We start from the raw sequence: 26321 nt of genomic DNA, 5'->3' as shown, positions 1-26321 counted from the left end.
CCACTTCAAGACCAACGCGATGGCAAATTCAAGACCCACGCTTCGCAGCAGCATAAAAATGAAAGTTTCTCCCGCATGAAATCCGATATCAAGCTGATCGACTACCTTGCCGTGCGCCGCTCCATCCCCGCTTTTCAGATGTGCGAACCAGGCCCCGAGAAGGCCGAAATCGAGGAAATCCTGCGTCTTGCCTCGCGTGTTCCCGATCACGGCAAGATCGCGCCCTGGCGCTTCATCGTCTATCGCGGACAGGAGCGCGTCCGCCTCGGCGAGGCGCTGCTGACGCTGGCGCTCGAGACGAAACCTGACCTTTCCGAAGAGATGATCCAGGTCGAACGCACCCGCTTCACCCGCGCGCCTGTGGTCGTGGCCGTCGTCAGCAAGGCGGGGCCGCACATCAAGATCCCGGAATGGGAGCAGCTGATGTCGGCCGGCGCCCTCTGCCTCAACGTCATCCTGTCTGCCAATGCCCATGGCTACGTTGCCAACTGGCTGACGGAGTGGTTCGCCTATGATGAGCGCGCCTATCCGCTGCTCGGCGTCGGTTCCGATGAAAAGGTGGCGGGCTTCATCCATATCGGCTCGACGACATTTCCGGCAATCGAGCGGCCGCGGCCGGAGCTTGCCGACACCGTCACCTGGATCGGTGGAGAGGATTGATGTTCTACACCACCGACAGCAACCGCCATGGGCTGGCGCATGATCCCTTCAAGGCGATCGTCTCGCCGCGGCCGATCGGCTGGATCGGCAGCAAGGGCAGGGACGGCTCGATCAATCTTGCGCCCTATTCCTTCTTCAACGCCGTCGCCGACCGGCCGAAGCTGGTGATGTTCTCTTCGGCGGGCCGCAAGCACAGCCAGCGCAACGCCGCCGAGACCGGCGTCTTCACCTGCAATTTCGTCAGCCGCGATCTCGCCGAAAAGATGAACCTTTCCTCGGCCGCACTGCCCTATGGCGAGAGCGAATTCGGCTTCGCCGGACTGACGCCGAAGCAGGCCGAACTTATCGACGCCCCCTATGTCGGCGAGGCTTTCGCGGTGCTCGAATGCAGGGTCACCGAGATCATCGAGCCGAAGACGCTGTCGGGTACGCCGTCCGAAAACGTCATCGTCTTCGGCGAGGTCATCGGCATCCGCATCGACGAGGCGATCGTCAGGGACGGCCGCCTCGACATGTCGATCGCCCGGCCTGTGGCCCGCATGGGGTACATGGATTACAGCGAGGGCAGCGATGTGTTCGAGATGCTCCGGCCCCAGGTCGAGGGCTGACGCGAAGGCATACAAGGGCTTAAGAAATATGGTGAACGAATCTTAAACCTTTTGCCGCTACGGTCGCAGCAATGAAAGGAACGCGAGGGAATCGCGTTCAAGTGCTGGGGCGTCGCGTGATCGTAGAATCTTTCCTTCGTTGGATCGAAACGGCCAAGACCGGTGATCGGGCCCGGGCCGCGAACGCACTCGGTCGAGCCTATCTGCAGTCTCAGATGAACGCGGAGGAGCGGGCGGCGGCCGAGATGGCAATGACCTTTTTGCTCGACGATCCGTCGCCGCGCGTGCGGCTTGCCCTTGCCGAGGCGATCGCCTGGTCGCCCGACGCGCCGCGCAGCCTGGTCCTTTCGCTTGCCGCCGATCAGCCTGAGATCGCCTGCCACGCCGTCACCTGTTCACCGCTTCTTTCCGATGCCGACCTCGTCGATCTCGCGGCACGCGGCAATGGCGCAACCCGGATGCTGATCGCGGCGAGGGCGCGTGTGACGCGGCCGGTTTCAGCCGCCCTTGCGGAAGTCGGCGATGAAGAGGAGCTGCTCTGCCTGCTCGAGAACGAGGGCGCTGTCATTTCCAGCCTTTCGTTGAAGCGCATCGCCGAACGGCTCGGCGACTGCTGCGATATCCGCAATCTGCTTCTCGAACGCAGCGATCTTCCGGCCGATGCCCGCCAGCTGCTGACCCAGCATGTCAGCAATGCGCTGGTCGGTCTGCCGCTTGTTCAGGCGGCGATCGGGCTGCAGCGGCTGCAGCGGATCAGCCGCGAGGCGACGGAAGCGGCGATCGTATCGATTGCCGGCGATATCGCGCCCCGGGAGATACCTGACCTCGTCGAACATTTGCGTCTCAACGGCCGTCTGACGCCGTCCTTCCTGATGCACGCCCTCTGCTGCGGCAAGGTGGACTTCTTCGCCGGAGCGATCGTCGATCTGACAGGCTGCGGCGAGCGCCGCGTGCGCTCGATCCTGGCGACGGGACGCATGCATGCGGTGCGCGCGCTCTATGAATCCGCCGGCCTGCCGAGGGATATCAGCGTGATCTTCGTGGAGGCGACGCTTCTGTGGCGCGAGGCGGCCCGGAAGGCGCCGGGCAGCGTGCTCGGCACCGTCTGCGGTCGTCTTCTCGAAAAATTCCGCCATCACGATGGCGCACATGGCGCGGTCGGAGAACTGCTTGACATGGTGGAGAAGCTGCATGTAGCCGAGCAGCGGCAATCAGCCCGCGTTTATGCGGCGCTTGCAGCGGCCTAAAGCGCATCGCGATCTTTCAGATTCGCTCCTTGCGCTTTAGCTCTCGGTTTTCACGCATCGTTGCCGCAAAACCGCGCACACTTTTGCGCGACATGCTTTAGTCGGCGATCCGTGTCACTACCCAGGAATAGCTGGCGGATACGAAGTGCACGGGCTTGGAGAGCGTCTCCTTGACGTCCCGGCCCGAGGGAAGATGTGCGCGGACTTGGCCGGCGATATTTTCAGCGAAGCTGGCGAGCTTTCCGACGGGTTGTTCGAGAGGCTCGGGCGCAGGAATGGCGGCCGGCGCCGGCTTTGGCGGTTCGGCGGCGGCAACCGCTTTCGGCGCCTCGCAGACCGCGATCACCGAGGGATAGCTGACATTGGCATAGGCCTTCAGCCGGCGCTCGGCCTCGGCATCGCAGGCGGCAACGGTTTCCCAACGCTTGTCGACTGTCGCGACATAGCTGCACTGGGTGACGGAATCGTCGCAACCGAGAATGGTCATCGCGATGAGCACCGCTTGCATATTCTGCTTCCTTGGCTATTGAACCTGACATCGCCTTAGACGGCGCAATTCCAACCGAATGAAGGCAAGAGCATTAACTCTTCGTCATCTCAGCGAAAAATTGCGCCCCGCAAGCATCGGGAGCCAGCATGTCCGTTACCATTGCCCAGGAGCCGCCGCGGCAGGAGGGCGTCATCCGCCTTCTCGATCTTTCCGATGCCTATGCGCAGTCGCTCTATCCGGCCGAGAGCAACCATCTGGTGGATCTTTCTCTCCTGGAAAAACCTTCGGTGAGTTTCTTCGTGGCGCGCAACCATGGCGCAATCGTCGGATGCTGCGCATTGGTGGAGGCCGGCGACGGTACGGCGGAGATCAAGCGCATGTTCGTCGACCCGCAGGCGAGGGGACTGAGGATCGCCAGCGGCCTGATGAACGCTCTGGAGGCGGTCGCAAGGGAAAAGCGGTTGATGGCGATCCGGCTCGAAACCGGCATCTATCAGCCCGAGGCGATCGCTCTCTATCGCAAATACGGATATCGGGAGATCGAGGCCTTCGGCGCCTATCTGCCGGACCCGCTCAGCCTGTTCATGGAAAAACGGCTGGGATAGGGGTCTCAGCCTTCGGCGACGCGGGGGATCGGCTTGGACGGCGGGGCCTGTTCGTCGATGACGACCTGCGGCCCTCGCTCGCCGGTGTCGGCGTTGCGGGCCTCGTGGATCCATTCGCGCCAGATGGCGACGATCAGCGCCATCAGCACCGGGCCGATGAAGAGGCCGAGAAAGCCCATCGTCTTGACGCCGCCGACAAGGCCGAAGAAGGTCGGCAGGAAGGGCAGCTTGATCGGGCCGCCGACGAGCTTCGGCCGCAGCGTCTTGTCGACGATGAAGAGCTCGACCGTGCCCCAGACGAAGAGACCGACGCCGGCGACATGCGAGCCGCTCGCCAGGAGATAGATCGAGACCAGCGTGAACGAGAGCGGCGCACCGCCCGGTATCAGCGCCATCACACCCGTCAGCACGCCAAGCGTCACCGGCGACGGCACGCCGGCGATCCAATAGGCAAGACCGAGCACGATGCCTTCGCCGATCGCAATCAGTGTCATGCCCATGACGGTGGAGCTGATTGTCGCCGGAACGACGCGGGAAATGCGTTCCCAGCGGTTCGGCAGGATGCGCTCGCCCAGCATGTCGATCTGCTTGGAGAATGAGAAGCCGTCGCGATAGACGAAGAACAGCGCGATCAGCATGAAGAGCAGCGTCAGGAGAAGATGGAAGGCGCCACCGCCGGCCGCAAGGACGGCACGGTAGATATTGCCGATATGGGCGCCGCTGACCGCCTGGATGAGCTCGCCGAGCGCGCCCGGGCTGCCGATATATTTTGTCCAAAGCTCATCGAGATAGGGGCCGGCAAACGGCAATGCGGCGATCCAGCCAGGTGTCGAGGCCCCCGAACGGTTGGCGTGGATCGCCCAGGCGAGCCAGGTGCGCACTTCGCCCGTCGTATAGGTGGCCGCAAATCCGATCGGGATGACCAGAAAGGTGACGATCATGATGATGGCGATGGTCGCGGCGATCGTCGTATTGCCGCCGACGCGGGCAAGAAGCTTGCGGTAGAGCGGCCAGCTGGCGAAGCCGATGACGAGGGCGGCCAGCACCGGCACTAGAAAGCCGTAGAAGAAATAGACGCCGGCGGCGACGATCAGCACCAGCAGCCAGCGCGCCGCGGAGATGGAGGGTATCAGCGGCGTGCGTGTCGGCGCCGACGAGCCCAGCCATCGCGGTTCATGATTGCTTCTCTGACGGTCAAACACACCCACGCGCGCCTCTTCTTATTCTTGTCTTCTGGTTATGGGCTATGAACCCGGCGGTTTCAAGGTCCGCACCGTGAAAGCGTATACAAAGCGTCGCTATTCAGCCATCAGAGCTGATGTCTTACTGTTGTGGACGACGCAAAATCTTGAAGGCGTAGAACTGCGTCTTCTGCGCGGCCGAGAAATTATTGTCCGAGCCGAGAATGAGGACGTCGGTTCCATCCTTGGCCTTGCCGAACGACATCGCCTCGATATTGTCGGGAACAAGGCCGATTGCTCTGAGATCAAGGATCTGGCTCTTGCGAACCGGGACGACGCGCTGGTCGTTCTTGGCGAGTGAGGCAATGGCGGATATGTCGGTCGCGTCGGCGAGATCGACCATCATGATCTTGATGTTGTTGCCGACGCCTTCGGCATAGCTTCGCTCGACGGCGAGCAGGCGGTGATCGTCGAGAGCGAGCATTTCCGACATGCCGTTGTCGTTGCCGCCGTCGGGCTTGGCGGCGGCCTGCGGAATCGGCGAGACCGGGTAGACATATTGCGCCTTCGGCTCGCCGGTCGCGCCGTCGTAACGGATGATGCGCGACAGGCTGCCCGTGATCAGCGACGGCTTCGGACCGTCCTGGTAGAGGGCGGCTTCGACGCCGACGAAAACGTCGCCCGAGGGTGCGACGGCGAGATCCTCGAAGGCGAGATTGTCACGGATGCCGGTCGACTTGTCGAGGGTCGGTGCAAAGCCTTCCGGCAGCTTGAATTCGCGCAGGAAAGTACCGTCCGGCGCAGCGACGCGGATGAAGGGCGGCAGCAGCACCTTGGCGTCGCCTTCGCTGCCCCAATAGATGCCGTCCTTACCCAGGCGGATCGATTCCGGATCGACGGTCTTTGCCGCGAAAGGCTCGCCGTTCTTGTCCTTCAGCGTCACATGCTTGACGATGGAAACACCCTTGAGGCCGGAGGCGTCGACATCGATGTCGAGTTCATAGAAGCGGGCCGGCGCCTTATCCGAGCGATCGTCGCTGATAGCGAGATAGTGGCCGGTGGCGGCATCGAAATCGAAGCCGGAGATGCCGCCGAATTCGACGCCGTTTTCCATCTGGCCGGTCGGGATGACGAATTCACCGAGATAGGAGAGCGAAATGCCGGCGGCGCAATCGCCGAAGGGGCAGGCGGTTTCGGCGGTGGCGCCGATATCGGTGGCCCTTGCAGTCACGGTGCTGGACAGGAGAACGAAAGCGGCAGTCGCGAGAAAACGCTTGGTCATGGCAAGTATCCGGCCAGGGTTGAAAAGGTTCGAACGGACGCAGGCGTTCCTCCCGGGGAGGGCGCGCCGACCGCTTCATGCGCCGGTTGTTTGACGGAGTTGTTACGGTTCTTCGTCAGTTCCGTGAAATCGCAAATGCTAAAATGAGGGCGCGCCGAGAGTCTCTGTCGGGGGCGGCGCGCCTAAGGCCTGCTTAAATATCCAGGTTTTCGGCGAAGGCGGCGCGCTCCTGAATGAAGCGGAAGCGGGCCTCGGGCTTGGTGCCCATCAGATCGTCGACGGCGCTGCGTGTGCCTTCGAAATCCACCTCGTCGATCAGCACCCGGAGCAGGGTGCGCTTGGACGGGTCCATGGTGGTTTCCTTGAGCTGGGCGGGCATCATCTCGCCGAGACCTTTGAAGCGGCTGATCTCGACCTTGGCCTTGCCCTTGAATTCCGTCTGCATCAGTTCGGCCCGATGATTGTCATCGCGGGCATAGGCGGATTTCGCCCCTTGCGTGATCTTGTAGAGCGGCGGAACGGCAAGGAAGAGGTGACCGCCGCGCACCAGCTCCGGCATCTCCTGATAGAAGAAGGTGATGAGCAGCGAGGCGATGTGGGCGCCGTCGACGTCGGCATCGGTCATGACGATGATGCGCTCGTAGCGCAGGTCTTCGTCGCGGTATTTCGCGCGCGTGCCGCAGCCGAGCGCCTGGATGAGATCGGCGAGCTGCTGGTTGGCGCCGAACTTCTCGCGGCCGGCGCTGGCGACGTTGAGGATCTTGCCGCGCAGCGGCAGGATCGCCTGATTGGCGCGGTTGCGCGCCTGCTTGGCCGAACCGCCTGCCGAATCGCCCTCGACGATGAAGAGCTCGGCGCCTTCGGCGGTATTCTGCGAGCAGTCGGCGAGCTTGCCGGGCAGACGCAGCTTGCGCACCGCCGTCTTGCGGTTGACTTCCTTTTCCTTGCGGCGGCGCAGGCGCTCCTCGGCGCGCTCGATCACCCAGTCGAGCAGCTTGGCCGCCTCGTTCGGATTGTCGGCGAGATAGTGGTCGAACGGGTCGCGCAGCGCGTTTTCGACGATGCGCTGGGCTTCGACGGTCGCCAGCTTGTCCTTGGTCTGGCCGACGAATTCCGGCTCGCGGATGAAGACCGACAGCATGCCGACGGCCGAGATCATCACGTCGTCGGTGGTGATCTGCGCGGCGCGCTTGTTCTGCGTCAGCTCGGCATAGGCCTTCAGCCCCTTGGTCAGCGCGATGCGCAGGCCTGCCTCGTGCGTGCCGCCTTCGGGGGTCGGGATGGTGTTGCAATAGGAATGCACCTGCGGATCGCCGCCATACCAGGTGATCGCCCATTCCATCGAGCCGTGGCCGCTGGCCTTCTCGGTCTTGCCGGCGAAGATCTCGCGGGTGACGGTGAACTCCTTGCCCATCGTCGCCTGGAGATAGTCCTTGAGGCCGCCGGGGAAATGGAAGGTGGCCTTATCAGGCACCTCGGACCCTTCCGGCAGAACGCCGGGCTCGCAGCTCCAGCGGATCTCGACGCCACCGAAGAGGTAAGCCTTGGAGCGCGCCATGCGAAAGACGCGGGCGGCGTCGAACTTCATATGCTCGCCGAAGATCTGGGCGTCGGGATGGAAGCGCACGCGGGTGCCGCGGCGATTGTGGACGTCGCCCAATTCCTCGAGCCCGCCCTGCGGCAGGCCGCGGGAGAAGCGCTGGCGGTAGAGCTTGCGGTTGCGCGCCACCTCGACCTCGAGGACGTCGGACAGCGCGTTGACGACCGAGACACCGACGCCGTGCAGGCCGCCCGATGTCTCATACGCCTTGCCGTCGAATTTGCCGCCGGCATGCAGCTTGGTCATGATGACTTCGAGCGTCGATTTGCCCGGAACCTGCGGATGGTTCTCGACCGGGATGCCGCGGCCGTTATCGGTGACGGTGAGGTACCCCTGCAGATCGAGATGCACTTCGATGAAATTGGCGTGTCCGGCGACCGCCTCGTCCATCGCATTGTCGATGACTTCGGCAAAGAGATGATGCAGCGCCTTTTCGTCGGTGCCGCCGATATACATGCCCGGGCGCATGCGCACCGGCTCGAGGCCCTCGAGGACGCGGATCGACGAAGCGCCGTAGTCGTCCGAGTTTGATCCGGCAGGCGCCGGGCGCGCAGAGGCGGAGGGCGGCGTCGCGGCGATGGGCGCTGCGGCCGCTGGCCGCTCGGCCGGCGCTACGGGCTTCTGTGCCTCCTCGCGTTTTTCAGAAAGGGGCAGTCCGGAGAAAAGGTCGTTGCTGTCGTCCATGGAGCCGTTCAGATCTTCATCCTGTCTTGGGCTTGCATCCGCCGCCGACCCAAAATCACCGCATTTCATGTCACGTTTGCGAATCAGGCAGATTCTGCCAGAAAGCACCTCTATACGCGACACCGCCAATTCTGGCGGAGTTTGACACATGATTTGCGTTGCCGGGCGCGGAATGGCAAGCGGCGGCAGGCTTCAGGAAACCATCCGCATGCGAATGTCCACAAGTGATTGCACTGTTATATCGGCAATTGCGGCGTTTTTCCTGTCCGCGGTGGTACTGTTATCAGGCGGGCCGGCGCAGGCGGCCGGCGCGCTGGGGCCTTTCAAGGACGATCTGTTCTCGAAGCAGACCATCCTGCAGACCGGCGACGACGGTGCCTTCGAGGTCATCGACTACGATGAGATGCGCGATATCAACGGCCGCGACCAGATCCCGCAGAAGCGGGTGCAGCAGAAATATGTGGCGCTCGGCATCCGCAAGGCCCAGGCGGACGAAACGCTCTCCCTCGACGGCATCGACCTCGATGTCACCAGGGTGGGACCGGCGAAAAATGCCGCCTTCACCGTGATCTTCATCCACGGCCGCGACGGCGACCGCCGGCTCGGGGCCAACGACTACAGCTTCGGCGGCAATTTCAACCGGCTGAAGAACCTCGCCGCCGGCAATGGCGGCGTCTATTATTCGCCGACGGTCAAGAGCTTCGACAGCAACGGCGTTGCCGCCATCGCCGGCCTCATCCGCTATGCCAGCGCCCAATCGCCTGGCCGGCCGGTCATCCTGTCCTGCGCCTCGATGGGCAGTCAGCTCTGCTGGGGCATTGCCCGCGACGAGGCCAGCGTCAAGCGGCTGAAGGGCATGCTTGTCATGAGCGGGGTTACCGATCCCGATTTCACCAGAAGCGCCTTCTACCGGGCAAAACTGCCGCTCTGGTTCGCGCATGGCAGCCGCGATCCGGTCTATGCCGCCAGCGACCAGCAGGCGCTGTTCGAAAAACTGCACAAGGCAAAATATCCGACGCGCTTCACGCTGTTTCAGACCGGCAATCACGGAACGCCGATCCGGATGATCGACTGGCGCAGGGTGTTGAACTGGCTTCTTGCGGCTTAGCGCGGGTTTTTCGGCAAAATTTGCCTGGGATTGCCGAGATTCCCCTTACGTCAGGGGCATGATGCTTTTCTTTGCCGCAAGCTTTTGATATGGCCGCAGGCATAAGCAGATTTAGGGAAGGCCGGCATGACACCTGACGTGCGCCCGCTCGTGGCGGGAAATTGGAAAATGAACGGCACCCGTGCCTCTCTGGATCAGATCAAGGCGATCGCCGAGGGTGTTCATCCGCCGCTCGCCGATAAGGTTGAGGCGTTGATCTGCCCGCCTGCGACGCTGCTCTATGTGGCGACCGCGCTTTGCACCGACAGCCCGCTTTCGATCGGCGCGCAGGACTGCCATCAGAAGGCGTCCGGGGCGCATACCGGCGACATCTCGGCCGAAATGATCGCCGACAGTTTCGGCACCTATGTGATCGTCGGCCATTCCGAGCGCCGCACCGACCACGCCGAAACGGACCATCTGGTGCGCGCCAAGGCGGAGGCCGCCTTTGCCGCCGGGCTGACGGCGATCATCTGCATCGGCGAGACGGCGGACGAACGCCGCGCCGGCCAGGCGCTCGACATCATCAAGCGCCAGCTTTCGGCCTCCGTTCCGGATGGCGCAACCGCCGAAAATACGGTTATCGCCTATGAGCCGATCTGGGCGATCGGTACAGGTGTGACGCCGACATCGGGAGACGTGGAAAAGGCGCATGCCTTCATGCGCGCCGAAATGGCGGCGCGCTTCGGCGACCAGGGCCGGAAGATGCGCCTTCTCTATGGCGGCTCGGTCAAGCCGGCCAATGCCGGCGAACTGATGGGCATTGCCAATGTCGACGGCGCGCTGATCGGCGGGGCGAGCTTGAAAGCCGCCGACTTCCTCGCCATCTACCGGGCCTACGAGGCGCTGCTCGCCTGAGGCATTGTTTATTCCCGGGTTATTCGTTCAATCCGGGGCGTATTCTCGGCCGAAGGGCTTGGAATAGATGAACGCCTCATGTAAAGAGCCGCCAGAATTTTTAATTATGTCCGTCTTCCGGCGGGCAGGACTGGACCCATGCAGACAGTATTGATTGTCATCCATCTCATGATCGTGCTCGCGCTTGTCGGCGTCGTGCTCATCCAGCGCTCGGAAGGCGGCGGCCTCGGCATCGGCGGCGGTTCGGGCTTCATGTCGGCCCGCGGCACGGCCAATGCGCTGACGCGCACGACCGCGATCCTTGCCACGCTGTTCTTCCTGACGTCGCTCGGCCTCGGCATACTGACGCGTTACGAGGGCCGTCCGGGCGATATTCTCGACCGCATCCCGGCCACGAGCGGCCAGGGCAACGGCATTCTCGATTCGCTCGGCGGCGCACAGGCTCCGGCCAACCAGCCGGCCGGCAACGGCGTTCCGAGCAGCGGCGCCGCCGCGCCCGCTCCGCAGGCTCCGGCAGCCCAGGCCCCCGCGGCCAGCGTGCCTTCAACGGATGCGCCGGCAGCAACCGCTCCGGCAACGACTGCCCCGGCAACGCCCGCAGCTCCGGCCGCGCCGGCGCCGGCTCAGCCCTCCGGCGTCCCGACGGGACAGTAAACCGGTCTTCGACATAAACCGCCGGCAGGCCCTCGGGTCTGCCGGTTTTCTTTTGTTCAGATTCCCGCCTCAGGCTTCGAAAGTTCTGGAAAAGAATTTTTGGGCTGGTGGAATCGTTTTTGAAAAGGTATCCGGTGAATCCCATGGCGCGATACGTATTCATCACTGGCGGCGTGGTTTCCTCCCTCGGAAAAGGAATCGCGGCCGCGGCTCTCGGAGCCTTGCTGCAGGCTCGTGGTTATCGGGTCCGGCTTCGCAAGCTCGACCCCTATCTGAATGTGGATCCGGGCACGATGAGCCCGACCCAGCATGGCGAAGTCTTCGTCACCGACGACGGTGCGGAAACCGATCTCGATCTCGGCCACTACGAGCGCTTCACGGGGCGTTCGGCAACCAAGACCGACAACATCACCACCGGCCGCATCTACAAGAACATCATCGACAAGGAACGGCGCGGCGACTATCTCGGCGCGACGGTGCAGGTCATCCCGCACGTCACCAACGAGATCAAGGATTTCGTCACCGAGGGCAACAAGGACTACGATTTCGTCATCTGCGAGATCGGCGGCACGGTCGGCGACATCGAGGCGATGCCCTTCATGGAGGCAATCCGCCAGCTCGGCAACGACCTGCCGCGCGGCACCGCCGTCTACGTGCATCTGACGCTGATGCCCTATATTCCGGCGGCAGGCGAACTGAAGACCAAGCCGACCCAGCACTCGGTGAAGGAACTGCAGGCGCTCGGCATTCATCCCGATATCCTGCTGGTGCGCGCCGATCGCGAAATCCCGGAAGCCGAGCGCCGCAAGCTCTCGCTGTTCTGCAACGTGCGTCCGTCCGCCGTCATCCAGGCACTCGATGTCGCCAACATCTATGACGTGCCGATGGCCTACCACAAGGAAGGCCTCGACGACGAAGTGCTCGCCGCCTTCGGCATCGAGCCGGCGCCGAAGCCGCGCCTTGACCAGTGGGAAGAGGTCTGCAATCGCATCCGGACGCCGGAAGGCGAAGTGACGATCGCGATCGTCGGCAAATATACCGGCCTCAAGGATGCCTATAAATCGCTGATCGAGGCGCTGCATCACGGCGGCATTGCCAATCGCGTCAAGGTCAAGCTCGAATGGATCGAGTCCGAGGTCTTCGAGAAGGAAGATCCGGCACCCTATCTGGAAAAGGTGCATGGCATCCTCGTGCCGGGCGGCTTCGGCGAGCGCGGCTCCGAAGGCAAGATCCATGCGGCCCGCTTTGCCCGCGAGCGCAAGGTGCCGTATTTCGGCATCTGTTTCGGCATGCAGATGGCCGTCATCGAGGCGGCACGCAATCTCGCGGATGTGCCGGCGGCTTCGTCGACCGAGTTCGGCCCGACGAAAGAACCGGTGGTCGGCCTGATGACCGAATGGGTCAAGGGCAACGAGCTGCAGAAGCGCACCGCGGCCGGCGATCTCGGCGGCACGATGCGCCTTGGAGCTTACAAGGCGGCCCTGAAGAAGGGCACGAAGATCTCGGAAATCTACGGTTCGACCGACATTTCCGAGCGTCATCGCCACCGCTATGAGGTTAATATCGACTACAAGGACCGGCTCGAGAGCTGCGGCCTCGTCTTCTCCGGCATGTCGCCGGACGGCGTTCTGCCGGAGACGATCGAATATCCCGATCACCCCTGGTTCATCGGCGTGCAGTATCACCCCGAACTGAAGAGCCGCCCGCTCGACCCACATCCGCTGTTTGCCAGCTTCATCGAAGCGGCAACGGAGCAGAGCCGCCTCGTCTGACGAGTGCGGCACCAGATCGCGCGATTACGCGCGATCTGGATTGGATCCGGATATCCTGCCGGATCAGCCTTCATGCAGCCGCCGGCAATGGCCCGATATAGACCGAACGCGGGCGAATCAGCCGGCCGTCGAGCGCTTGTTCGCGCGCATGCGCCAGCCAACCGACGGTGCGGCCGATCGCGAACACGCCGGTGAAGGCTTGCCGCGGGAAGCCGAGCGCTTCGAGCAGCAGCGCGGTATAGAATTCGACATTGACGTCGAGCGGCCGGTCCGGCTTGCGCGCCTTCAGGATCGCCAACGCGGCGGCCTCCACGGCTTCCGCCAGCGCACCGCGGGCGCTGTCCACCTGTCCCGACGCGATCAGCGGCTTCAGCGCGCCTTTCAGCGCATCGGCGCGCGGATCGCGCACACGATAGATGCGGTGGCCGAAGCCCATCAGCCTTTCGCCGCGATCGAGCGCGTCGCCGAGCCAACGGCCGGCATTCTCCGCCGTTCCCACGGCATCCAGCATGTCGAGGACAGGCCCGGGCGCGCCGCCATGCAGCGGCCCCTTCAGCGCGCTCAGCGCCGCCAGCACGGAAGAGGTGAGGCCGGCCTGGGTCGAGGCGATGACCCGCGATGCGAAGGTCGAGGCGTTGAGGCCGTGGTCTGAGATCGTGACGAGATAGGTATCGAGCGCCGCCACTTGCTCCTTGCTCGGCAATTTTCCAGTCAGCATGCGCAGGATATCGGCCGCCTGCGACAGTGCGGCATCGGGCGCAATCGGCTTTTGGCCGCGCTGCAGCCTAAGAACCGCGGGCAGGAACACTGCGGGCGCTGCCAGAAGGCCGAGCGCTATATCCAAATCCTCGCCATCGGGCAGCCGGGCGATCAGCGCCCGCATCGCATCGACCGGCGGCAGTGCGAGCAGGGCGGCGTCGGCGGCCTCGATATGGGCGAAGGCTTTCGTTCGCGCGTTCGCCAGCCACCGCGCAATTCCGCTTCATCGAAGCTTCGCTCCATCAGGCCATCCAGCAACAGGGCGGCAACGCCCTCATAGGTCCCGCCCGCGACGAGATGATCCAGCGATACGCCGCGGATGATCAGCCGCCCCGCTTCGCCATCGACATCCGAGAGCTGCGTTTCGGCGGCGATGACGTCTTCCAAGCCGTTTTTCATATTGTTTCTCCTTTACGACAAAGGATGATCCGACCTAGTCTCATTGACGTCAATCTTGATGCAATTGATCAATATGAGGCTCCGATGCCGTGGCTGACCGCCGAGGAGGCGCTGCAGGCGCTGAAGACCAAGCCGCAGACGCTTTACGCCAATGTCAGCCGCGGGCGCATCCGCGCCAAGCCCGATCCCGCCGACCCGCGCCGCAGCCTCTACCAGGCCGCCGACGTGCAGCGACTGGCCGAACGCCATGCCGGCCGCCGCAAGGCCGAAACGGTTGCTGCCGAGACGATCCGATGGGGTGACCCGGTTCTCGCCTCGGCGATCTCCACCATCATCGCAGGACGGCTTTTTTATCGCGGACGGGATACCGCCGATTTCGCCGAGGCGGCGACGCTGGAGCAGACGGCGGCACTGCTCTGGAACGGCGCGGAAACGCTGTTCTCGGGCGCAGCAGCCGGAAATGGCCCGCCGTCGCTTCAGGCTGCTTTCCTGGCACTGGCCGGGCGGGTGACGGTGGACCTGCCATCGGTCGGCCGATCCCAGGCCGCCCTGCGGCGCGAGGCGCACGGCGTTCTCTCGACCATCGCCGATGCGCTGGCGCCAGGGCCTGCGGCCCAGCCGCTGCACCTGCGGCTGGCGGCAAGTTGGGAACGGCCGGATGCCGCCGATTGCCTGCGCCGGGCGCTGGTGCTGCTTGCCGATCACGAACTCAACGCCTCGGCCTTTGCGGCGCGGGTCACCGCCTCGGCGGGCGCGGCACTTTCGGCCGCCGTGCTTTCCGGTCTGGCAACGCTGACGGGGCCACTGCACGGCGCCGCCTGGCAAGGCGTCGACGCCTTGATCGAGTCATCTTCAGCGCTTGGGCCGGAACAGGCGATCCGCCGTTCGCTTGTCCAGGGCAATCACCTCTCGGCCTTCGGCCATCCGCTCTATCCCGATGGCGACATCAGGGCTTTGGCACTGCTTTCGCATTTTTCCCTGCCGCCGCAATTTGCCGCGCTTCGGGAAGCCGGCGAGGAAATGGTCGGCGAGAAGGTCAATGTCGATTTCGCGCTTGCCGCCATGGCGGCCGCCTTCGGGCTGCCTCGAGAGGCGCCGATCATCATTTTTTCGCTTGCGCGTTCCACCGGCTGGCTCGCGCATGCGATGGAGCAGATCGAGAGTGGGGAGTTGATCCGGCCGCGCGCGCGTTATGCCGGGCCGGCGCCGGAGATGAGAAGCGGTCCCTGAGAATTCGCCGGTGGTCTCACCGGTCTACTTTTCGCCTAGGGAAATATCGGAATTCGGCTATCATGGCCGATATGGAAGAAGACGGTTGGCGGGCGCTTTCGCAGAAGCTGCTCCGCACGGTCACGGGGGCTTTCCATGCATACGACGCTTCGCAACCTGTTTGTCGCCGCGCTGGCTGCCGGGCTCATTCCGCATGAGGCGGCCTTGGCGCAGTCTGCGGGCTGCGCGATATCGCGTGACGCCGGCGCCCGTCAGGTGCTGAGCTGCCCCGGCGGCGTCAAGGTGACGGCAGAAGCCGGCGCGTCTTTCCGCCTCTCCGACCGCAACCGTGACGGCAGTCCCGATTCGGCGTCGCTGCGGCGCAAGGCCATTCTCGTCGATGTCGACAGCAGTCAGCACACAGGTGGCTTCCAGGTGGTGACGCCGCAGGCGATTGCTGCCGTGCGTGGCACGCAATGGGCTGTCGACGTCGCAGGCGGCAAGACCTCGGTGCTGGTGGTCAGGGGCAGCGTTGCCGTCCGTCGGCCGGCCGGCGAGCCGGTAGTGCTGTCGCCGGGCGAGGGCGTCGATGTGTCCAGCTCAACCGAACCTCTTGTCGTGCGCCGCTGGCCGGCGCCGCGCGTCGCGGCCCTTCTTGCCCGCCTCGGCCAATAACTATCATGAGCCATCGTCTGCTGACCGTGATCGCGCTGCTGTTCGCCGGTCTCTGGGGCGCGGCGCTCGGTTATCTCAATCTCAACGGCGAGGTGGGCCTTCTCGACCGGATGGAGGCGACGCTTGCGGATATCCGCAGCCTCGTCGTCGGCGCAAGAGAGCCGCCGCCCGTCGTCTCGATCGTCGCGATCGATGACCGCACCGCCGCCGCCCATGGCTATCCGCTCGACCGGGCCACGCTTGCCCGCCTTGTCGGCGCGATCAATGCGGGCAAGCCGAAAGCCCTGGCGCTCGACATTCTGCTCGTCGATCCGGGGCCGGAGGAAGGTGATGCGGCGCTGACCGCCGCCTTGCGCCAGGGGCCAACCGTCATCGCGGGCGCGGCCACCTTTGCGCAAAGCAGGCAGCGGGTCACCGATGCCGCCGAGGATCCATTGGCCGCCATCCCCGAGGCAAACCAGCTTCTGCTGCCGCTCCCGCGCTTTGCCGAGGCAGCGGCGGTCGGCATCGTCAATGTCGCAACCGATCAGACCGGCACGCCGCGCTTCATTCCGCTGATTTCGCGCACCGCCGACCGACTGGATCTGGCTTTTCCGTTGCGTGCCGCCTCGGTGGCGCTCGGCGCCGATCCCAGTATCGAACGTGATGCCGTCATGCTCGGAGCGCTGCATATTCCCACGGATATCGGTCAACGCCTGCCGCTGACCTTCTATGGCGGGCGCGGCAGCATCGCCACCTTCAGCGCCGCCGATGCGCTTGACGGCAAGCTGCCGGCAGCGGCGGCGGCAGGCCGCATCGTTGTCATCGGTTCGACGGTCACCGGCGGCGGCGACGTTTTCCCGACACCGTTCGATCCCGTCATGCCCGGCGTCGAGGTGATGTCGACGGCAATCATCCATCTCGTCACCGGCGACGGCATGGTGCGCGACCACAGGATGAGGCTGATCGATGCCGGCATTGCCATCGGCCTGGCGCTCCTGCTCGTTTCGCTGATGGCTTGGCGGCGGAGTGCTGCGGGTTACCTCATCATGGTGCTGGTGCTGGTGGTCTGGGCCATGCTCAATCTGTCGGCCTTTGCCCATGGCTATTGGCTGAGTGCGGCTTTGCCGATCGCCGCGGCGCTGCCGCCGGCGGTGGCGCTCGGTGCGGCCGAACTCTGGCTCGACCGCGGCCGCGCCCGCCATTTCGCCGAGCAGAGCGCGCTCCTGCAACGCATCGAGGCTCCCGGCCTGGGCGAATGGTTGGCGCGCGATCCGAATTTCCTTGCTGCGCCGGTGCGCCAGAACGCTGCGGTCGTCTTCATCGATCTCTCGGGCTTCACGGGTCTCAGCGAAAAGCTCGGACCGGTCAAGGTCAGCGAAGTGCTGAGCGGTTTCTTCGAAATCATCGACGAGGAGGCCCGCTCTCACGGCGGCGCCATCACCAGCTTCATGGGCGACGGGGCAATGATCCTGTTCGGCCTGCCGCAGCCGGCCGATGACGATGCCGCCCGCGCCGTCGCCTGCGCGGTCGGCCTCTGCGAGCGTACGCGGGCCTGGCTTGGCGCGCATGCGGGCTTTGCCGAGAAGAAGATCGGCTTCAAGGTCGGCGCCCATTGCGGCCCGATCGTCGCCTCACGGCTCGGCACCGGCGATCGGCAGCAGATCACGGCGGCGGGCGACACCGTGAATGTCGGCGCCCGGCTGATGGAAGTCGCCGCCCGCAACGGCGTCGAGCTAGCGCTGAGCGACGAAATCGTCCGTGCTGCAGGTCCTGACAGCGCGCTGCTGCAGGCCGGCGGGATGGAGGGGCCGTTGGAAACGGAGCTGCGCGGCCGGGCAAGCCATATCGACGCTTGGCTGTGGCGCAGCCGCACGCTTTGACAATCGCTGCGGGAGCGGCTAGGAACGGCGCAAATATCCCGCCGGCTGGCTCCGGCCATGGCGCATTTCGCGCCTGACAGCTCCGAAAGATCGAACTCATGACAGAATTCAACGGCGTCGTTCCGGCGATCGCCAAGGCGTTGCAGAAGCGCGGTTACGCCGAACTCACCCCGGTGCAGAAGTCGATGCTCGATCCTGATCTTGCTGCATCCGACGCTCTGGTTTCCGCCCAGACCGGTTCCGGCAAGACCGTCGCCTTCGGGCTGGCGCTGGCGCCGACGCTGCTTGAGGGCAGGGAACGCTTCGGCAATGCCGGTGCTCCGCTCGCCCTCGTCATCGCCCCGACCCGCGAGCTTGCCCTGCAGGTGAAGCGCGAGCTCGAATGGCTCTATGAGATGACCGGCGCGGTGATCGCCAGCTGCGTCGGCGGCATGGACATCCGCAGCGAGCGCCGTTCGCTCGAACGCGGCGCCCATATCGTCGTCGGCACGCCGGGCCGGCTCTGCGATCATATCCGCCGTAACGCGCTCGACATGTCGGAGCTGAAGGCCGCCGTACTCGACGAGGCCGACGAAATGCTCGATCTCGGATTCCGGGAAGATCTGGAATTCATTCTCGACTCGGCGCCGGACGAGCGCCGGACGCTGATGTTTTCGGCAACCGTGCCGGCGGCGATTGCCAAGCTTGCCAAGAGCTATCAGCGCGACGCCGTGCGCATCAGCACCGCGGCCGAGGAAAAGCAGCATGTCGATATCGAATATCGGGCGCTGATGGTGGCTCCGAGCGACCGCGAGAACGCGATCATCAACGTGCTTCGTTATTACGAGGCGACCAACGCCATCGTCTTCTGTTCGACGCGCGCCGCCGTCAATCACCTGACCGCGCGCTTCAACAATCGCAATTTTTCGGTCGTGGCGCTTTCCGGCGAGCTGACGCAGAACGAACGCAGCCATGCGCTGCAGGCGATGCGCGACGGCCGCGCCCGCGTCTGCATCGCGACCGACGTCGCTGCCCGCGGCATCGATCTGCCGGGCCTCGATCTCGTCATCCATGCCGACCTGCCGACCAATCCGGAAACGCTGCTGCACCGCAGCGGCCGCACCGGCCGGGCCGGGCGCAAAGGCATCAGCGCCATGATCGTGCCGCTGAGTGCGCGGCGCAAGGCCGAACGTCTGCTGGAGAATGCCGGTATTTCGGCTGCCTGGGCGCGGCCGCCGTCGGCCGAGGAGGTGAACGAGCGCGACGACGAACGGCTGCTCGCCGATCCCATCTTCAGCGAGGCGCCGCAGGAAGAAGAACAGGCACTGATGCAGCAGCTTCTTGCGAGCCACGGCGCCGAAAAGCTCGCCGCCGCCTTCCTGCGTCTCTACCGCACCAATCATTCGGCGCCGGAGGATCTGATCGAGGTCACCGTGCAGGACGGGGGCAGCCGCAAGCGCCGCGACAATGCCGAGCCATACGCGCCGGCACAGAAGGGACCGCGCGAGGATTTCGGCCCCAGCGCCTGGTTCTCCGTCTCGGTCGGACGCAAGCAGAATGCCGAGCCGCGCTGGCTGATCCCGATGCTCTGCCGCAACGGCAATGTAACGAAGCGCGAGATCGGCGCGATCAAGATGCAGCCCGAGGAAACCTTTGTCGAGATTGCCGCGGCAAGCGCCGACAGCTTCCAGGAGGCGCTCGGACCGAACAAGACGCTCGAACGCGGTATCCGCGTGACCCGGCTTTCCGGCACGCCGGATTTCAGCCGTGCGGCGGCACAGAAGCCCTATGCCGGCAAGTCGTCGCGTGACGAACGGCCGGGCGATAACTTCCGCGACGAGCGACCGAAAAAGAAGTTCGGCAAGGGTTCGGGCGGCGGATATGCTGCGGCCGAGAATGCCGGCGGGGAGAAGCAGGATAGCAAGCCGTGGAGCAAGAAACCCGGCAAGCCTGGCTTCGATGGCCCGAAATCCGACAAGCCCAGATATGACAAGCCGAAATTCGAAGGCGCCAAATCCGAACGCCCGAAATACGAGGGCAAGGGCGGTGCCGGGCCGAAGAACAAGTTTTCGAAGAAGAAGCCCGGCTGATTTTGCCGCAGCCCTTCGCCGGTTCGGGCGGAGGGCTTTATCTGACGGTATGCGGCATTTCGCCATGAAGAACTATTGAATCGTTGGATTTTAATGCGGGACAGGGAGCATGACGACGATGAAACGCTCCAGCACACCGCGTCCCGATCCGGCCGCCTTTATTCTGGCCAACCTGCCGATTTCACCCGTCCCGGCCATTCCCGAAATCCTGCTGCATACGGCAGGACCCGCGAGTGGGCTTTGGCGGCTTGCCGGCCGGGGAGAGGCCGACCCAGCGCCCTACTGGGCCTACCCCTGGGCCGGCGGCGCCGTGCTTGCCCGCCATCTGCTCGACCGGCCAGAGGTGGTCGCCGGCCGCCGCGTCGTTGATCTCGGCGCCGGCTCCGGGCTTGTCGCCATTGCGGCGGCCAAGGCCGGAGCTGCCGCGGTCACGGCGGTCGATGTCGATGCCAACGCCATTGCCGCAATCGGTCTCAACGCGGCGGTGAACGGCGTGAACATCCTAGTCGTCACCGCCGATATCATCGAGGCACCGCCACCGGAGGAGACGGATATCCTCGTTGTCGGCGACCTGTTCTACGATCCCGCGCTTGCCTTGCGGGTGATGGCTTTCCTGCGGCGTTGCCAGGCCGCCGGCATCGAGGTGCTGATCGGCGATCCCCATCGCGCCTACCTGCCGCATGGGGAACTCACGCGAATCGCAACCCATGGGGTTGCGGATTTCGGGGCGGGATCCGCGGCCAAGGCGGTGCAGGCGGGCGTTTTTTCGCTTTCTGCGATGCTTAAAGACGCGACTAAGCCAGGAGGTCCGGCCGCAACAGCATGACCGGGCAGGGCGCTCCGGCCGGCAATTCCGGCGCATGCGGTGGGCGGATGATGAGGCAATCGGCTTGCGCAAATACTTTCATCATCGAGGAATCCTGCTTGGCGAAGGGCTCGGCCAGCCAGTTTCCGGCGGCGGACTTCGACAGTTTCGCCCTGATATAGTCTTGCCGGTGGTCGTTGGCGCGCAGCGTGACGGCCGCCTCCATCGTCGCCTCGCGTCGCACCGGCGGCAAGGAGGCGAGCTTGCGGATCAGCGGTTCCAGGAAGAGCAAGGAGCAGACGAGGCTCGAGACCGGATTGCCGGGCAGGCCGAGCACATGGGTCTCGCCGAAGCTGCCGACCATCAGCGGTTTGCCGGGACGCATGGCGAGGCGCCAGAAATCGAGCTGCATGCCGGCCTCGATCAGCGTCGCCTGGACCAGATCATGATCGCCGACCGAAGCGCCGCCGAGCGTGACGATGACATCAGCCCCGGCGTTCCGCGCCGTGTCGATTGCCGCGGTGATCCTGGCCTTGTCATCCGGGACGATGCCGAGGTCGAGCACATCGGCGCCGGCTTTGCGGGCAAGGGCTGCAATGCCAAAAGTATTGGACGCGATGATCTGCGAAGGGCCGGGTGTGCTTCCGGGCGGCAGCAATTCGTCGCCGGTCGCAAGGATGGCGATCAGCGGGCGCCGGAGCACTTCGACATCGGGTCGGTTCATGCCGGCTGCGACCGTCAGCCGCGAGAAATCGAGCACGGTGCCGGCGGGCAGCACAGCTTCGCCTTCGACGAAATCCTGGCCGCGGGGACGCACATGCTGACCCTGCCGGACGGGGAAATTGGTTCGGATACCGTCTTCGATCTTCTCAGCATCCTCCTGCAGCAGGACGCTGTCGGCGCCTGGCGGAACCGGCGCGCCGGTGAAGATGCGGACGGCTTCTCCGCGGCCGACGTTTCCCTCGAAGCCGTGGCCAGCGGCCGAGGTGCCGATGACCTTCAGCACAGCGCCCGGCTCCGGCGCGTCTTCGCGGCGCAGCGCATAGCCATCCATTGCCGATGCATTGAAGGGTGGCTGTGTCAGGCCCGCCGTGAGATCGACGGCAAGGACGCGGCCCTCTGCTTCGGCGAGCGGCAGCGTCTGCGATGCTGCGACCGGCTTTGCCCGTGAGAGCAGGCGGTTCTGTGCCTCGGTGACCGGGAGCAGGTTCATCTCGCCTCCGGATGACGGAAATCGCCGGATTTGCCGCCGGTTTTTTCGAGCAGCCGGATGCCGCCGATCTCCATTGCCTTGTCGGCGGCCTTGGCCATGTCGTAGATCGTCAGGCACGCGACGGAGACGGCAGTCAGCGCCTCCATCTCGACACCGGTCTTGCCGGTCAGCTTGGCGGTTGCCGTGACGCGCAGGCCGGGCAGGGCCGCATCTTCCGCGATCTCGACCGTCACCTTCGTCAGCATCAGCGGGTGGCAGAGCGGGATCAGATTGGCGGTCTGTTTGGCGGCCATGATGCCGGCAAGGCGGGCCGTGCCGATGACATCGCCCTTCTTGGCATTGCCTTGGCGGATGAGAACGAGCGTTTCCGGCGCCATTCTCACATGGCCTTCGGCGGTGGCGACGCGCACCGTCTCGGCCTTGTCGGAAACATCGACCATATGCGCTTCGCCTGACGCGTCGATATGGGTGAGGCCGGGCTTTCCGCCGCTCATCTTATTCGGCCGCGATTGCCGCTTCGCCGATGAGCAGCGCGCGGGTGGCGGCCGTCACGTCGTCCTTGCGCATCAGGCTTTCGCCGACCAGGAAGGTATTGATGCCGGCGGCCTGCAGGCGCTTGCAATCGGCATGGGTGAAGATGCCGCTTTCGCCGACGAGGAGCCGGTCATCAGGAACCATCGAGGCAAGCGTCTCGCTGACGGTCAGGCTGACTTCAAAAGTCCTGAGGTTGCGGTTGTTGATGCCGATAAGCGGCGAGGAGAGCTTCAGCGCGCGTTCCATTTCCGGCGCGTCGTGAACCTCGACCAGCACATCCATGCCAAGCGAAAAAGCTTCGTCCTGCAGACGCTCCGCCTCGTCGTCGGTCAGCGACGCCATGATCAGCAAAATGCAATCGGCGCCCCAGGCGCGGGCCTCATGGACCTGATAGGTTTCGAACATGAAGTCCTTACGCAAAGCGGGCAGGGCGCAGGCGGCACGCGCCGCCGTCAGGAATTCCGGCGCCCCCTGAAAGCTTGGCGTATCGGTGAGCACGGAAAGGCAGGCCGCGCCGCCGGCTTCGTAGGCCTTTGCCAGCGCCGGCGGATCGAAATCCGGACGAATGAGGCCCTTGGAGGGACTTGCCTTCTTGATCTCGGCAATCAGGCCGAAACGGCCAGCCTCACGCGTGGCCGTAAGCGCCTGGTAAAAACCGCGCGGCGCGGACTGCCCGGCCTGCATCGCCTTCAGGTCGGCCAGCGACACCGTCGCCTTGGCGGCGGCGATTTCCGCACGCTTGTAGAGTTCGATCTTCTTCAGGATATCGCTCATCCGGCAATCCTAATCGATATCGTTGGAAACGGCGATGAGTTTGTCGAGAGCGAGCGCCGTGGCGCCGCTATCGAGCGAATGCGCGGCAAGCGTCATGCCGTCGCGGATCGTTTCGACCTTGCCCGAGATGACGAGCGAGGCGGCAGCATTGGCCAGCGAGACATCGCGGTAGGCGTTTTTCGCGCCGCCGAGAACCTCGCGAAGCGCCGCAGCATTGGCGACACCATCGCCACCCTTGATATCGGCGAGCACGCAGGGGCTGACGCCGAAATCGGCGGGTGACAGCTCGAAGGTGCGGATCTTGCCGTCTTCGAGAGCAGCAACCTTGGTGATGCCGGTTGTGGTGATCTCGTCGAGACCGTCGCCATGGACCACCCAGACGCATTCGGAACCGAGATCGCGCATGACTTCGGCCAGCGGCACCAGCCATTGCGGCGAAAAGACGCCCAGCAGCTGGCGGCGGACACCGGCCGGATTGGAGAGCGGCCCCAGAAGATTGAAGATGGTGCGGGTGCCGAGTTCGACGCGGGACGGGCCGACATGGCGCATGGCGGAATGATGAAGCTGCGCGAACATGAAGCCGACGCTGGCCTCCGCAATGCAGCGGGAAATGATCTCGGGACCGACATCGATATTGACGCCGAGTGCAGCCAGATTGTCGGCCGCGCCGGATTTCGAGCTCAGCGCCCGGTTGCCGTGCTTTGCCACCGGCACACCGGCGCCGGCGACGATCAGTGCCGCCAACGTCGAAATATTGTAGGTGCCGCTGGCATCGCCGCCGGTGCCGACGATGTCGATGGCATCGGCCGGCGCCTCGACGGTCAGCATTTTCGACCGCATGGTGGTGACGGCGCCGACGATCTCGTCGACGCTTTCGCCGCGCACGCGCAGCGCCATCAGGAAGCCGCCGATCTGCGAAGGCGTCGCCTGGCCCGACATCAGGATGTCGAAGGCGGCACGCGCCTCGTCACGCGTCAGCGGCTCGCGGTTTGCGGCCTTGGCCAGGAACGGCTTCAGATCGGTCATAAAACCTCCCAAAGCATGACACCGGAGCGGCGTTCGGGGACGTCATGCTCTAACTGTTGAACTCGACAGGATTCAGAGTTAGGCCACCGCGCCTAAAATCATCCTGTTCTAGAGCATGATGCCGAAAAGTGTGAGCGGTTTTCGGATGACATCATGCTCTAACTCTTTAATTTAGAACAGGATTCAGATTTTAGGCCGACCGGGCCTAAAATCATCCTGTTCTACCGGGCCGCCGTCTGTTCGGCGAGCGTCTGGTTGACCTCAGCGCCGTACTGCGTCTGCAGCAGGTTGACCATCTGATCGAGAATATCATCGCCGGCGGCATTGGCCATGGCGGTGAGCTGGGCATCGCGGTTGTTCAGCACGTCGCCGGTCGGCTGGCTGTTGACCTCGGTGACCTTCATCAGGATCTGCGTCGAGGGATCGGCGCCGACCGCGCTCGCCACCGTGTCGACAGGGCCGGAGAAGGCGGCCTTGACGCCGGCGCGGCCGAGAACCGCATCGTCGGTGGAACGGGTGATGCTGCTCTTGCTTTCGACGGCGATGCCGAGCGGCGCCGCAATGTCGGCAAGGGCGGTGCCCTTTTGCGCCTCGGCCTTCAATTCGTCGGCCTTTTTGGCGAGTTCGGCCTTCTGCTGCTCCGCCGTCCAGTCCTCGACGGCTTTTTCGCGCACCTCGGCGATCGGGCGGTCGCGGTCCGGCGTGATTTCGCGGACGTTGAACCAGACATAGCCGTCATTGCCGATCGGAAGCGGCGGCGCATCGACGCCGACCTCGGTCTTGAACGCTTCCCCGAGCAGCTGCTGTTTGACGGGGATATCCTTGACCTCCTTGCCGTCCTTGTCGGCACCGGTCGCGTCGACCGCATCGACGGTCATGGCCTTGAGCTTCAGCTGGGCGGCAATATCTTCAAGCGCGGCGCCGCCAGCGCGCAGATCCTCGATCTGGTCGTGAACGTTGATCACTTCCTGAGAGGCATTGGAAAGCGCCAGCTGCTTGCGGATCTCCTCCTTCACCTCGTCGAAATTCTTCACCGTTTCCGCCTTGATGTTGGTGATGCGCAGGATGACAGGACCGAAGGAGCCGTCGACAACCGGCGTCGTGCCGCCATCCTTCGAAACCGCGAAGGCGGCATCGGCGACGGCCTGGTCTGGAACCTTGTCCTTGGTGAATTCGCCAAGCAGCACGTCGCTTGCCGTCTTGCCCTGGTCGGAGACCAGCTGATCGAAGCTGGTGCCGCTCTTCAGCGCGGTTTCGGCGGCGGCGGCAAGATCCTTGCTGGTGAAGGTCAGCTGCTCGATGGTGCGGCTTTCGGGCGTACGGTAGCTATCCTTGCCCTTATCGAAAGCCTCGCGCACCTGGTCGTCGGTGACGGACGCGACATCGGCGATGTCGGCCGGCTGCAGCTTGAGATAGGCGATCTTGCGATATTCCGGCGCGCGGTAACGCTGCTTGACGCCCTCGAACCAGGTGGCCAGCACGTCGTCGGCCGGCGCCTTGATCGGTTCGATATTGGCGTTGGTCAGCAAGAGGTAGTCGACAGCGCGGCTTTCATCGCCATAAAGCTTCATTGCGTCGACCAGCGTCTTCGGCGCGGTGAAACCGTTGGAAACCGCATCGACGATCTGGCTGCGGACGGCGACCTTGCTGCGCTCCTTGATGTAATCGTCCTGGTGAATGTTGGCATTGCGCAGGCGCGAGACGAACAGCTCGCGATCGAACTGGCCGTTGACGGCCTTAAACGCCGGATCATCGCCGATCAGCTGGGCGAGGCGATCCTCGGAGAGGCCGAGATTCATGTCTGCGGCGAGCTGGTCGAGCGAAGCGCCCGCAATGAGCTGAGAGAGGACCTGCTGTTCGACGCCGAAGGCACGGGCCTGTTCCGGCGTAAGGCGCATGCCGAATTGCTGGCCGAGGCTTGCCACCTGACGCTGATAGGCGAGGTGGAATTCGTTGACGCCCACACGCTGATCGCCGACGGTCACGACCGTGGTGCTGTTGCCGCCTGATATCAGCTCGCGCGATACGCCCCAGACGCCGAAAGAGGCGACCAAGAGAAGCAGGAGCAGCTTGGCAACCCAGGTCTGAGCAGCTCTTCTCAGAAAATGGAACATGGAAACGCAAACCTCGCAGTATTCATTGACCCGCGCGCGGGCGGACATTCGACGTTCCTTAGAACAAACCCGACAGGAAATGAAGGGTTGTCAC

22 protein-coding genes and 1 pseudogene are annotated in these 26321 nt (G+C 64.2%); 13 read left to right on the top strand and 10 right to left on the bottom strand.

Translation table 11 applies throughout. The features are described from left to right. Positions 1–75: 75 nt before the first annotated feature. The 3 genes from CO655_RS26030 (at position 76) to CO655_RS26020 (ending at position 2515) form a co-directional block, all read left to right on the top strand. Positions 76–660 carry a nitroreductase gene (locus CO655_RS26030; RefSeq protein ID WP_097607922.1) on the top strand — a complete coding sequence of 195 codons (585 nt, stop codon included), beginning with the start codon at positions 76–78 and terminating at the stop codon, positions 658–660. Further along, positions 660–1268: a flavin reductase family protein gene (locus tag CO655_RS26025; RefSeq protein WP_097607923.1), complete on the top strand. Its 609-nt coding sequence runs from the start codon at positions 660–662 to the stop codon at positions 1266–1268. Before CO655_RS26030 ends, CO655_RS26025 begins: the two co-directional genes overlap by 1 nt. Positions 1269–1369: 101 nt before the next feature. After that, positions 1370–2515, top strand: a complete 1146-nt coding sequence (locus tag CO655_RS26020) for a DUF2336 domain-containing protein (RefSeq protein WP_097667349.1) — start codon at positions 1370–1372, stop codon at positions 2513–2515. A 97-nt stretch (positions 2516–2612) separates the two neighbouring features. Here CO655_RS26020 and CO655_RS26015 read toward each other — a convergent pair whose 3' ends face one another. Further along, positions 2613–3023 carry a hypothetical protein gene (locus tag CO655_RS26015; protein WP_097667348.1) on the bottom strand — a complete coding sequence of 137 codons (411 nt, stop codon included), beginning with the start codon at positions 3021–3023 and terminating at the stop codon, positions 2613–2615. Between the two features lie 128 nt (positions 3024–3151). On the opposite strand from CO655_RS26015, the gene CO655_RS26010 reads away from it, so the two are divergent. After that, complete coding sequence (locus tag CO655_RS26010) at positions 3152–3610, top strand: GNAT family N-acetyltransferase (RefSeq protein WP_097667347.1); 459 nt, start codon at positions 3152–3154, stop codon at positions 3608–3610. A 5-nt stretch (positions 3611–3615) separates the two neighbouring features. Here CO655_RS26010 and CO655_RS26005 read toward each other — a convergent pair whose 3' ends face one another. The 3 genes from CO655_RS26005 to parE all read right to left on the bottom strand — a co-directional run bounded on the left by CO655_RS26005 (position 3616) and on the right by parE (position 8357). Further along, a complete protein-coding gene (locus tag CO655_RS26005; protein WP_097667346.1) occupies positions 3616–4818 on the bottom strand; it encodes an AI-2E family transporter in 1203 nt (400 codons plus the stop codon). 115 nt (positions 4819–4933) lie between these two features. Beyond that, positions 4934–6073, bottom strand: coding sequence for an esterase-like activity of phytase family protein (locus tag CO655_RS26000; protein WP_097667345.1), 1140 nt, complete (start codon positions 6071–6073; stop codon positions 4934–4936). Positions 6074–6266: 193 nt separating this feature from the next. Further along, positions 6267–8357, bottom strand: a complete 2091-nt coding sequence (parE, locus tag CO655_RS25995) for a DNA topoisomerase IV subunit B (RefSeq protein WP_097667361.1) — start codon at positions 8355–8357, stop codon at positions 6267–6269. Between the two features lie 208 nt (positions 8358–8565). On the opposite strand from parE, the gene CO655_RS25990 reads away from it, so the two are divergent. From CO655_RS25990 to CO655_RS25975, 4 genes are all read left to right on the top strand, one after another. Further along, positions 8566–9465, top strand: coding sequence for a phospholipase (locus CO655_RS25990; RefSeq protein ID WP_097667360.1), 900 nt, complete (start codon positions 8566–8568; stop codon positions 9463–9465). Positions 9466–9591: 126 nt separating this feature from the next. After that, positions 9592–10362 (top strand): triose-phosphate isomerase, encoded by a 771-nt coding sequence (tpiA, locus tag CO655_RS25985; protein ID WP_097667344.1) that lies wholly within the window; start codon positions 9592–9594, stop codon positions 10360–10362. A 138-nt stretch (positions 10363–10500) separates the two neighbouring features. Continuing rightward, positions 10501–11016 carry a preprotein translocase subunit SecG gene (gene secG, locus CO655_RS25980; protein ID WP_097667343.1) on the top strand — a complete coding sequence of 172 codons (516 nt, stop codon included), beginning with the start codon at positions 10501–10503 and terminating at the stop codon, positions 11014–11016. A 143-nt stretch (positions 11017–11159) separates the two neighbouring features. Further along, a complete protein-coding gene (locus CO655_RS25975) occupies positions 11160–12788 on the top strand; it encodes a CTP synthase (protein WP_097607930.1) in 1629 nt (542 codons plus the stop codon). A gap of 70 nt (positions 12789–12858) precedes the next feature. Here the strand turns inward: CO655_RS25975 and CO655_RS25970 are convergent. Further along, positions 12859–13946 (bottom strand): annotated as a pseudogene (locus CO655_RS25970) (citrate synthase/methylcitrate synthase). Positions 13947–14030: 84 nt separating this feature from the next. On the opposite strand from CO655_RS25970, the gene CO655_RS25965 reads away from it, so the two are divergent. The 5 genes from CO655_RS25965 (at position 14031) to CO655_RS25945 (ending at position 20587) form a co-directional block, all read left to right on the top strand. Beyond that, the gene (locus CO655_RS25965) at positions 14031–15176 is read left to right on the top strand and encodes a citrate synthase (protein ID WP_176539305.1); all 1146 of its coding nucleotides are present in this window, start codon (positions 14031–14033) and stop codon (positions 15174–15176) included. Between the two features lie 135 nt (positions 15177–15311). Continuing rightward, positions 15312–15830, top strand: coding sequence for a FecR domain-containing protein (locus CO655_RS25960; RefSeq protein ID WP_097667341.1), 519 nt, complete (start codon positions 15312–15314; stop codon positions 15828–15830). 5 nt (positions 15831–15835) lie between these two features. Then, on the top strand, positions 15836–17692 hold the full coding sequence (locus tag CO655_RS25955) for an adenylate/guanylate cyclase domain-containing protein (RefSeq protein WP_097667340.1): 1857 nt from the start codon (positions 15836–15838) through the stop codon (positions 17690–17692). 98 nt (positions 17693–17790) lie between these two features. Continuing rightward, positions 17791–19761 (top strand): DEAD/DEAH box helicase, encoded by a 1971-nt coding sequence (locus tag CO655_RS25950; protein WP_097667339.1) that lies wholly within the window; start codon positions 17791–17793, stop codon positions 19759–19761. Positions 19762–19879: 118 nt separating this feature from the next. Beyond that, positions 19880–20587: a 50S ribosomal protein L11 methyltransferase gene (locus CO655_RS25945; protein WP_097667338.1), complete on the top strand. Its 708-nt coding sequence runs from the start codon at positions 19880–19882 to the stop codon at positions 20585–20587. Here CO655_RS25945 and glp read toward each other — a convergent pair. The 5 genes from glp to CO655_RS25920 all read right to left on the bottom strand — a co-directional run bounded on the left by glp (position 20556) and on the right by CO655_RS25920 (position 26227). Beyond that, the gene (gene glp / locus CO655_RS25940; protein WP_097667337.1) at positions 20556–21779 is read right to left on the bottom strand and encodes a gephyrin-like molybdotransferase Glp; all 1224 of its coding nucleotides are present in this window, start codon (positions 21777–21779) and stop codon (positions 20556–20558) included. The genes CO655_RS25945 and glp overlap by 32 nt on opposite strands. Beyond that, a complete protein-coding gene (moaC, locus tag CO655_RS25935; RefSeq protein ID WP_097667336.1) occupies positions 21776–22273 on the bottom strand; it encodes a cyclic pyranopterin monophosphate synthase MoaC in 498 nt (165 codons plus the stop codon). The genes glp and moaC overlap by 4 nt, the downstream gene beginning before the upstream one ends. A 1-nt stretch (position 22274) precedes the next feature. Further along, entirely contained in the window at positions 22275–23087 is an 813-nt protein-coding gene (trpC, locus tag CO655_RS25930; RefSeq protein WP_097607938.1) for an indole-3-glycerol phosphate synthase TrpC, read from the bottom strand. Between the two features lie 9 nt (positions 23088–23096). Then, positions 23097–24113 (bottom strand): anthranilate phosphoribosyltransferase, encoded by a 1017-nt coding sequence (gene trpD / locus CO655_RS25925; protein ID WP_010031891.1) that lies wholly within the window; start codon positions 24111–24113, stop codon positions 23097–23099. A 221-nt stretch (positions 24114–24334) separates the two neighbouring features. Continuing rightward, entirely contained in the window at positions 24335–26227 is a 1893-nt protein-coding gene (locus CO655_RS25920; protein ID WP_097667359.1) for a peptidylprolyl isomerase, read from the bottom strand. Positions 26228–26321 lie beyond the last annotated feature (94 nt).

Origin of the sequence: Rhizobium sp. M1, assembly GCF_002531805.1 — a bacterium.
Taxonomy (GTDB): Bacteria; Pseudomonadota; Alphaproteobacteria; order Rhizobiales; family Rhizobiaceae; genus Rhizobium; species Rhizobium etli_C.
This window is presented reverse-complemented; position numbering and strand designations above follow the sequence as displayed.

What these genes read in the sequence shown, in the direction of transcription:
- CO655_RS26030 (WP_097607922.1), top strand. Translation starts at nt 76, where the DNA reads ATGAAATCCGATATCAAGCTGATCGACTACCTTGCCGTGCGCCGCTCC.
- CO655_RS26025 (WP_097607923.1), top strand. Translation starts at nt 660, where the DNA reads ATGTTCTACACCACCGACAGCAACCGCCATGGGCTGGCGCATGATCCC.
- CO655_RS26015 (WP_097667348.1), bottom strand. Translation starts at nt 3,023, where the DNA reads ATGCAAGCGGTGCTCATCGCGATGACCATTCTCGGTTGCGACGATTCC.
- CO655_RS26010 (WP_097667347.1), top strand. Translation starts at nt 3,152, where the DNA reads ATGTCCGTTACCATTGCCCAGGAGCCGCCGCGGCAGGAGGGCGTCATC.
- CO655_RS26000 (WP_097667345.1), bottom strand. Translation starts at nt 6,073, where the DNA reads ATGACCAAGCGTTTTCTCGCGACTGCCGCTTTCGTTCTCCTGTCCAGC.
- parE (WP_097667361.1), bottom strand. Translation starts at nt 8,357, where the DNA reads ATGGACGACAGCAACGACCTTTTCTCCGGACTGCCCCTTTCTGAAAAA.
- CO655_RS25990 (WP_097667360.1), top strand. Translation starts at nt 8,566, where the DNA reads ATGCGAATGTCCACAAGTGATTGCACTGTTATATCGGCAATTGCGGCG.
- tpiA (WP_097667344.1), top strand. Translation starts at nt 9,592, where the DNA reads ATGACACCTGACGTGCGCCCGCTCGTGGCGGGAAATTGGAAAATGAAC.
- secG (WP_097667343.1), top strand. Translation starts at nt 10,501, where the DNA reads ATGCAGACAGTATTGATTGTCATCCATCTCATGATCGTGCTCGCGCTT.
- CO655_RS25975 (WP_097607930.1), top strand. Translation starts at nt 11,160, where the DNA reads ATGGCGCGATACGTATTCATCACTGGCGGCGTGGTTTCCTCCCTCGGA.
- CO655_RS25965 (WP_176539305.1), top strand. Translation starts at nt 14,031, where the DNA reads ATGCCGTGGCTGACCGCCGAGGAGGCGCTGCAGGCGCTGAAGACCAAG.
- CO655_RS25960 (WP_097667341.1), top strand. Translation starts at nt 15,312, where the DNA reads ATGCATACGACGCTTCGCAACCTGTTTGTCGCCGCGCTGGCTGCCGGG.
- CO655_RS25955 (WP_097667340.1), top strand. Translation starts at nt 15,836, where the DNA reads ATGAGCCATCGTCTGCTGACCGTGATCGCGCTGCTGTTCGCCGGTCTC.
- CO655_RS25950 (WP_097667339.1), top strand. Translation starts at nt 17,791, where the DNA reads ATGACAGAATTCAACGGCGTCGTTCCGGCGATCGCCAAGGCGTTGCAG.
- CO655_RS25945 (WP_097667338.1), top strand. Translation starts at nt 19,880, where the DNA reads ATGAAACGCTCCAGCACACCGCGTCCCGATCCGGCCGCCTTTATTCTG.
- glp (WP_097667337.1), bottom strand. Translation starts at nt 21,779, where the DNA reads ATGAACCTGCTCCCGGTCACCGAGGCACAGAACCGCCTGCTCTCACGG.
- moaC (WP_097667336.1), bottom strand. Translation starts at nt 22,273, where the DNA reads ATGAGCGGCGGAAAGCCCGGCCTCACCCATATCGACGCGTCAGGCGAA.
- trpC (WP_097607938.1), bottom strand. Translation starts at nt 23,087, where the DNA reads ATGAGCGATATCCTGAAGAAGATCGAACTCTACAAGCGTGCGGAAATC.
- trpD (WP_010031891.1), bottom strand. Translation starts at nt 24,113, where the DNA reads ATGACCGATCTGAAGCCGTTCCTGGCCAAGGCCGCAAACCGCGAGCCG.
- CO655_RS25920 (WP_097667359.1), bottom strand. Translation starts at nt 26,227, where the DNA reads ATGTTCCATTTTCTGAGAAGAGCTGCTCAGACCTGGGTTGCCAAGCTG.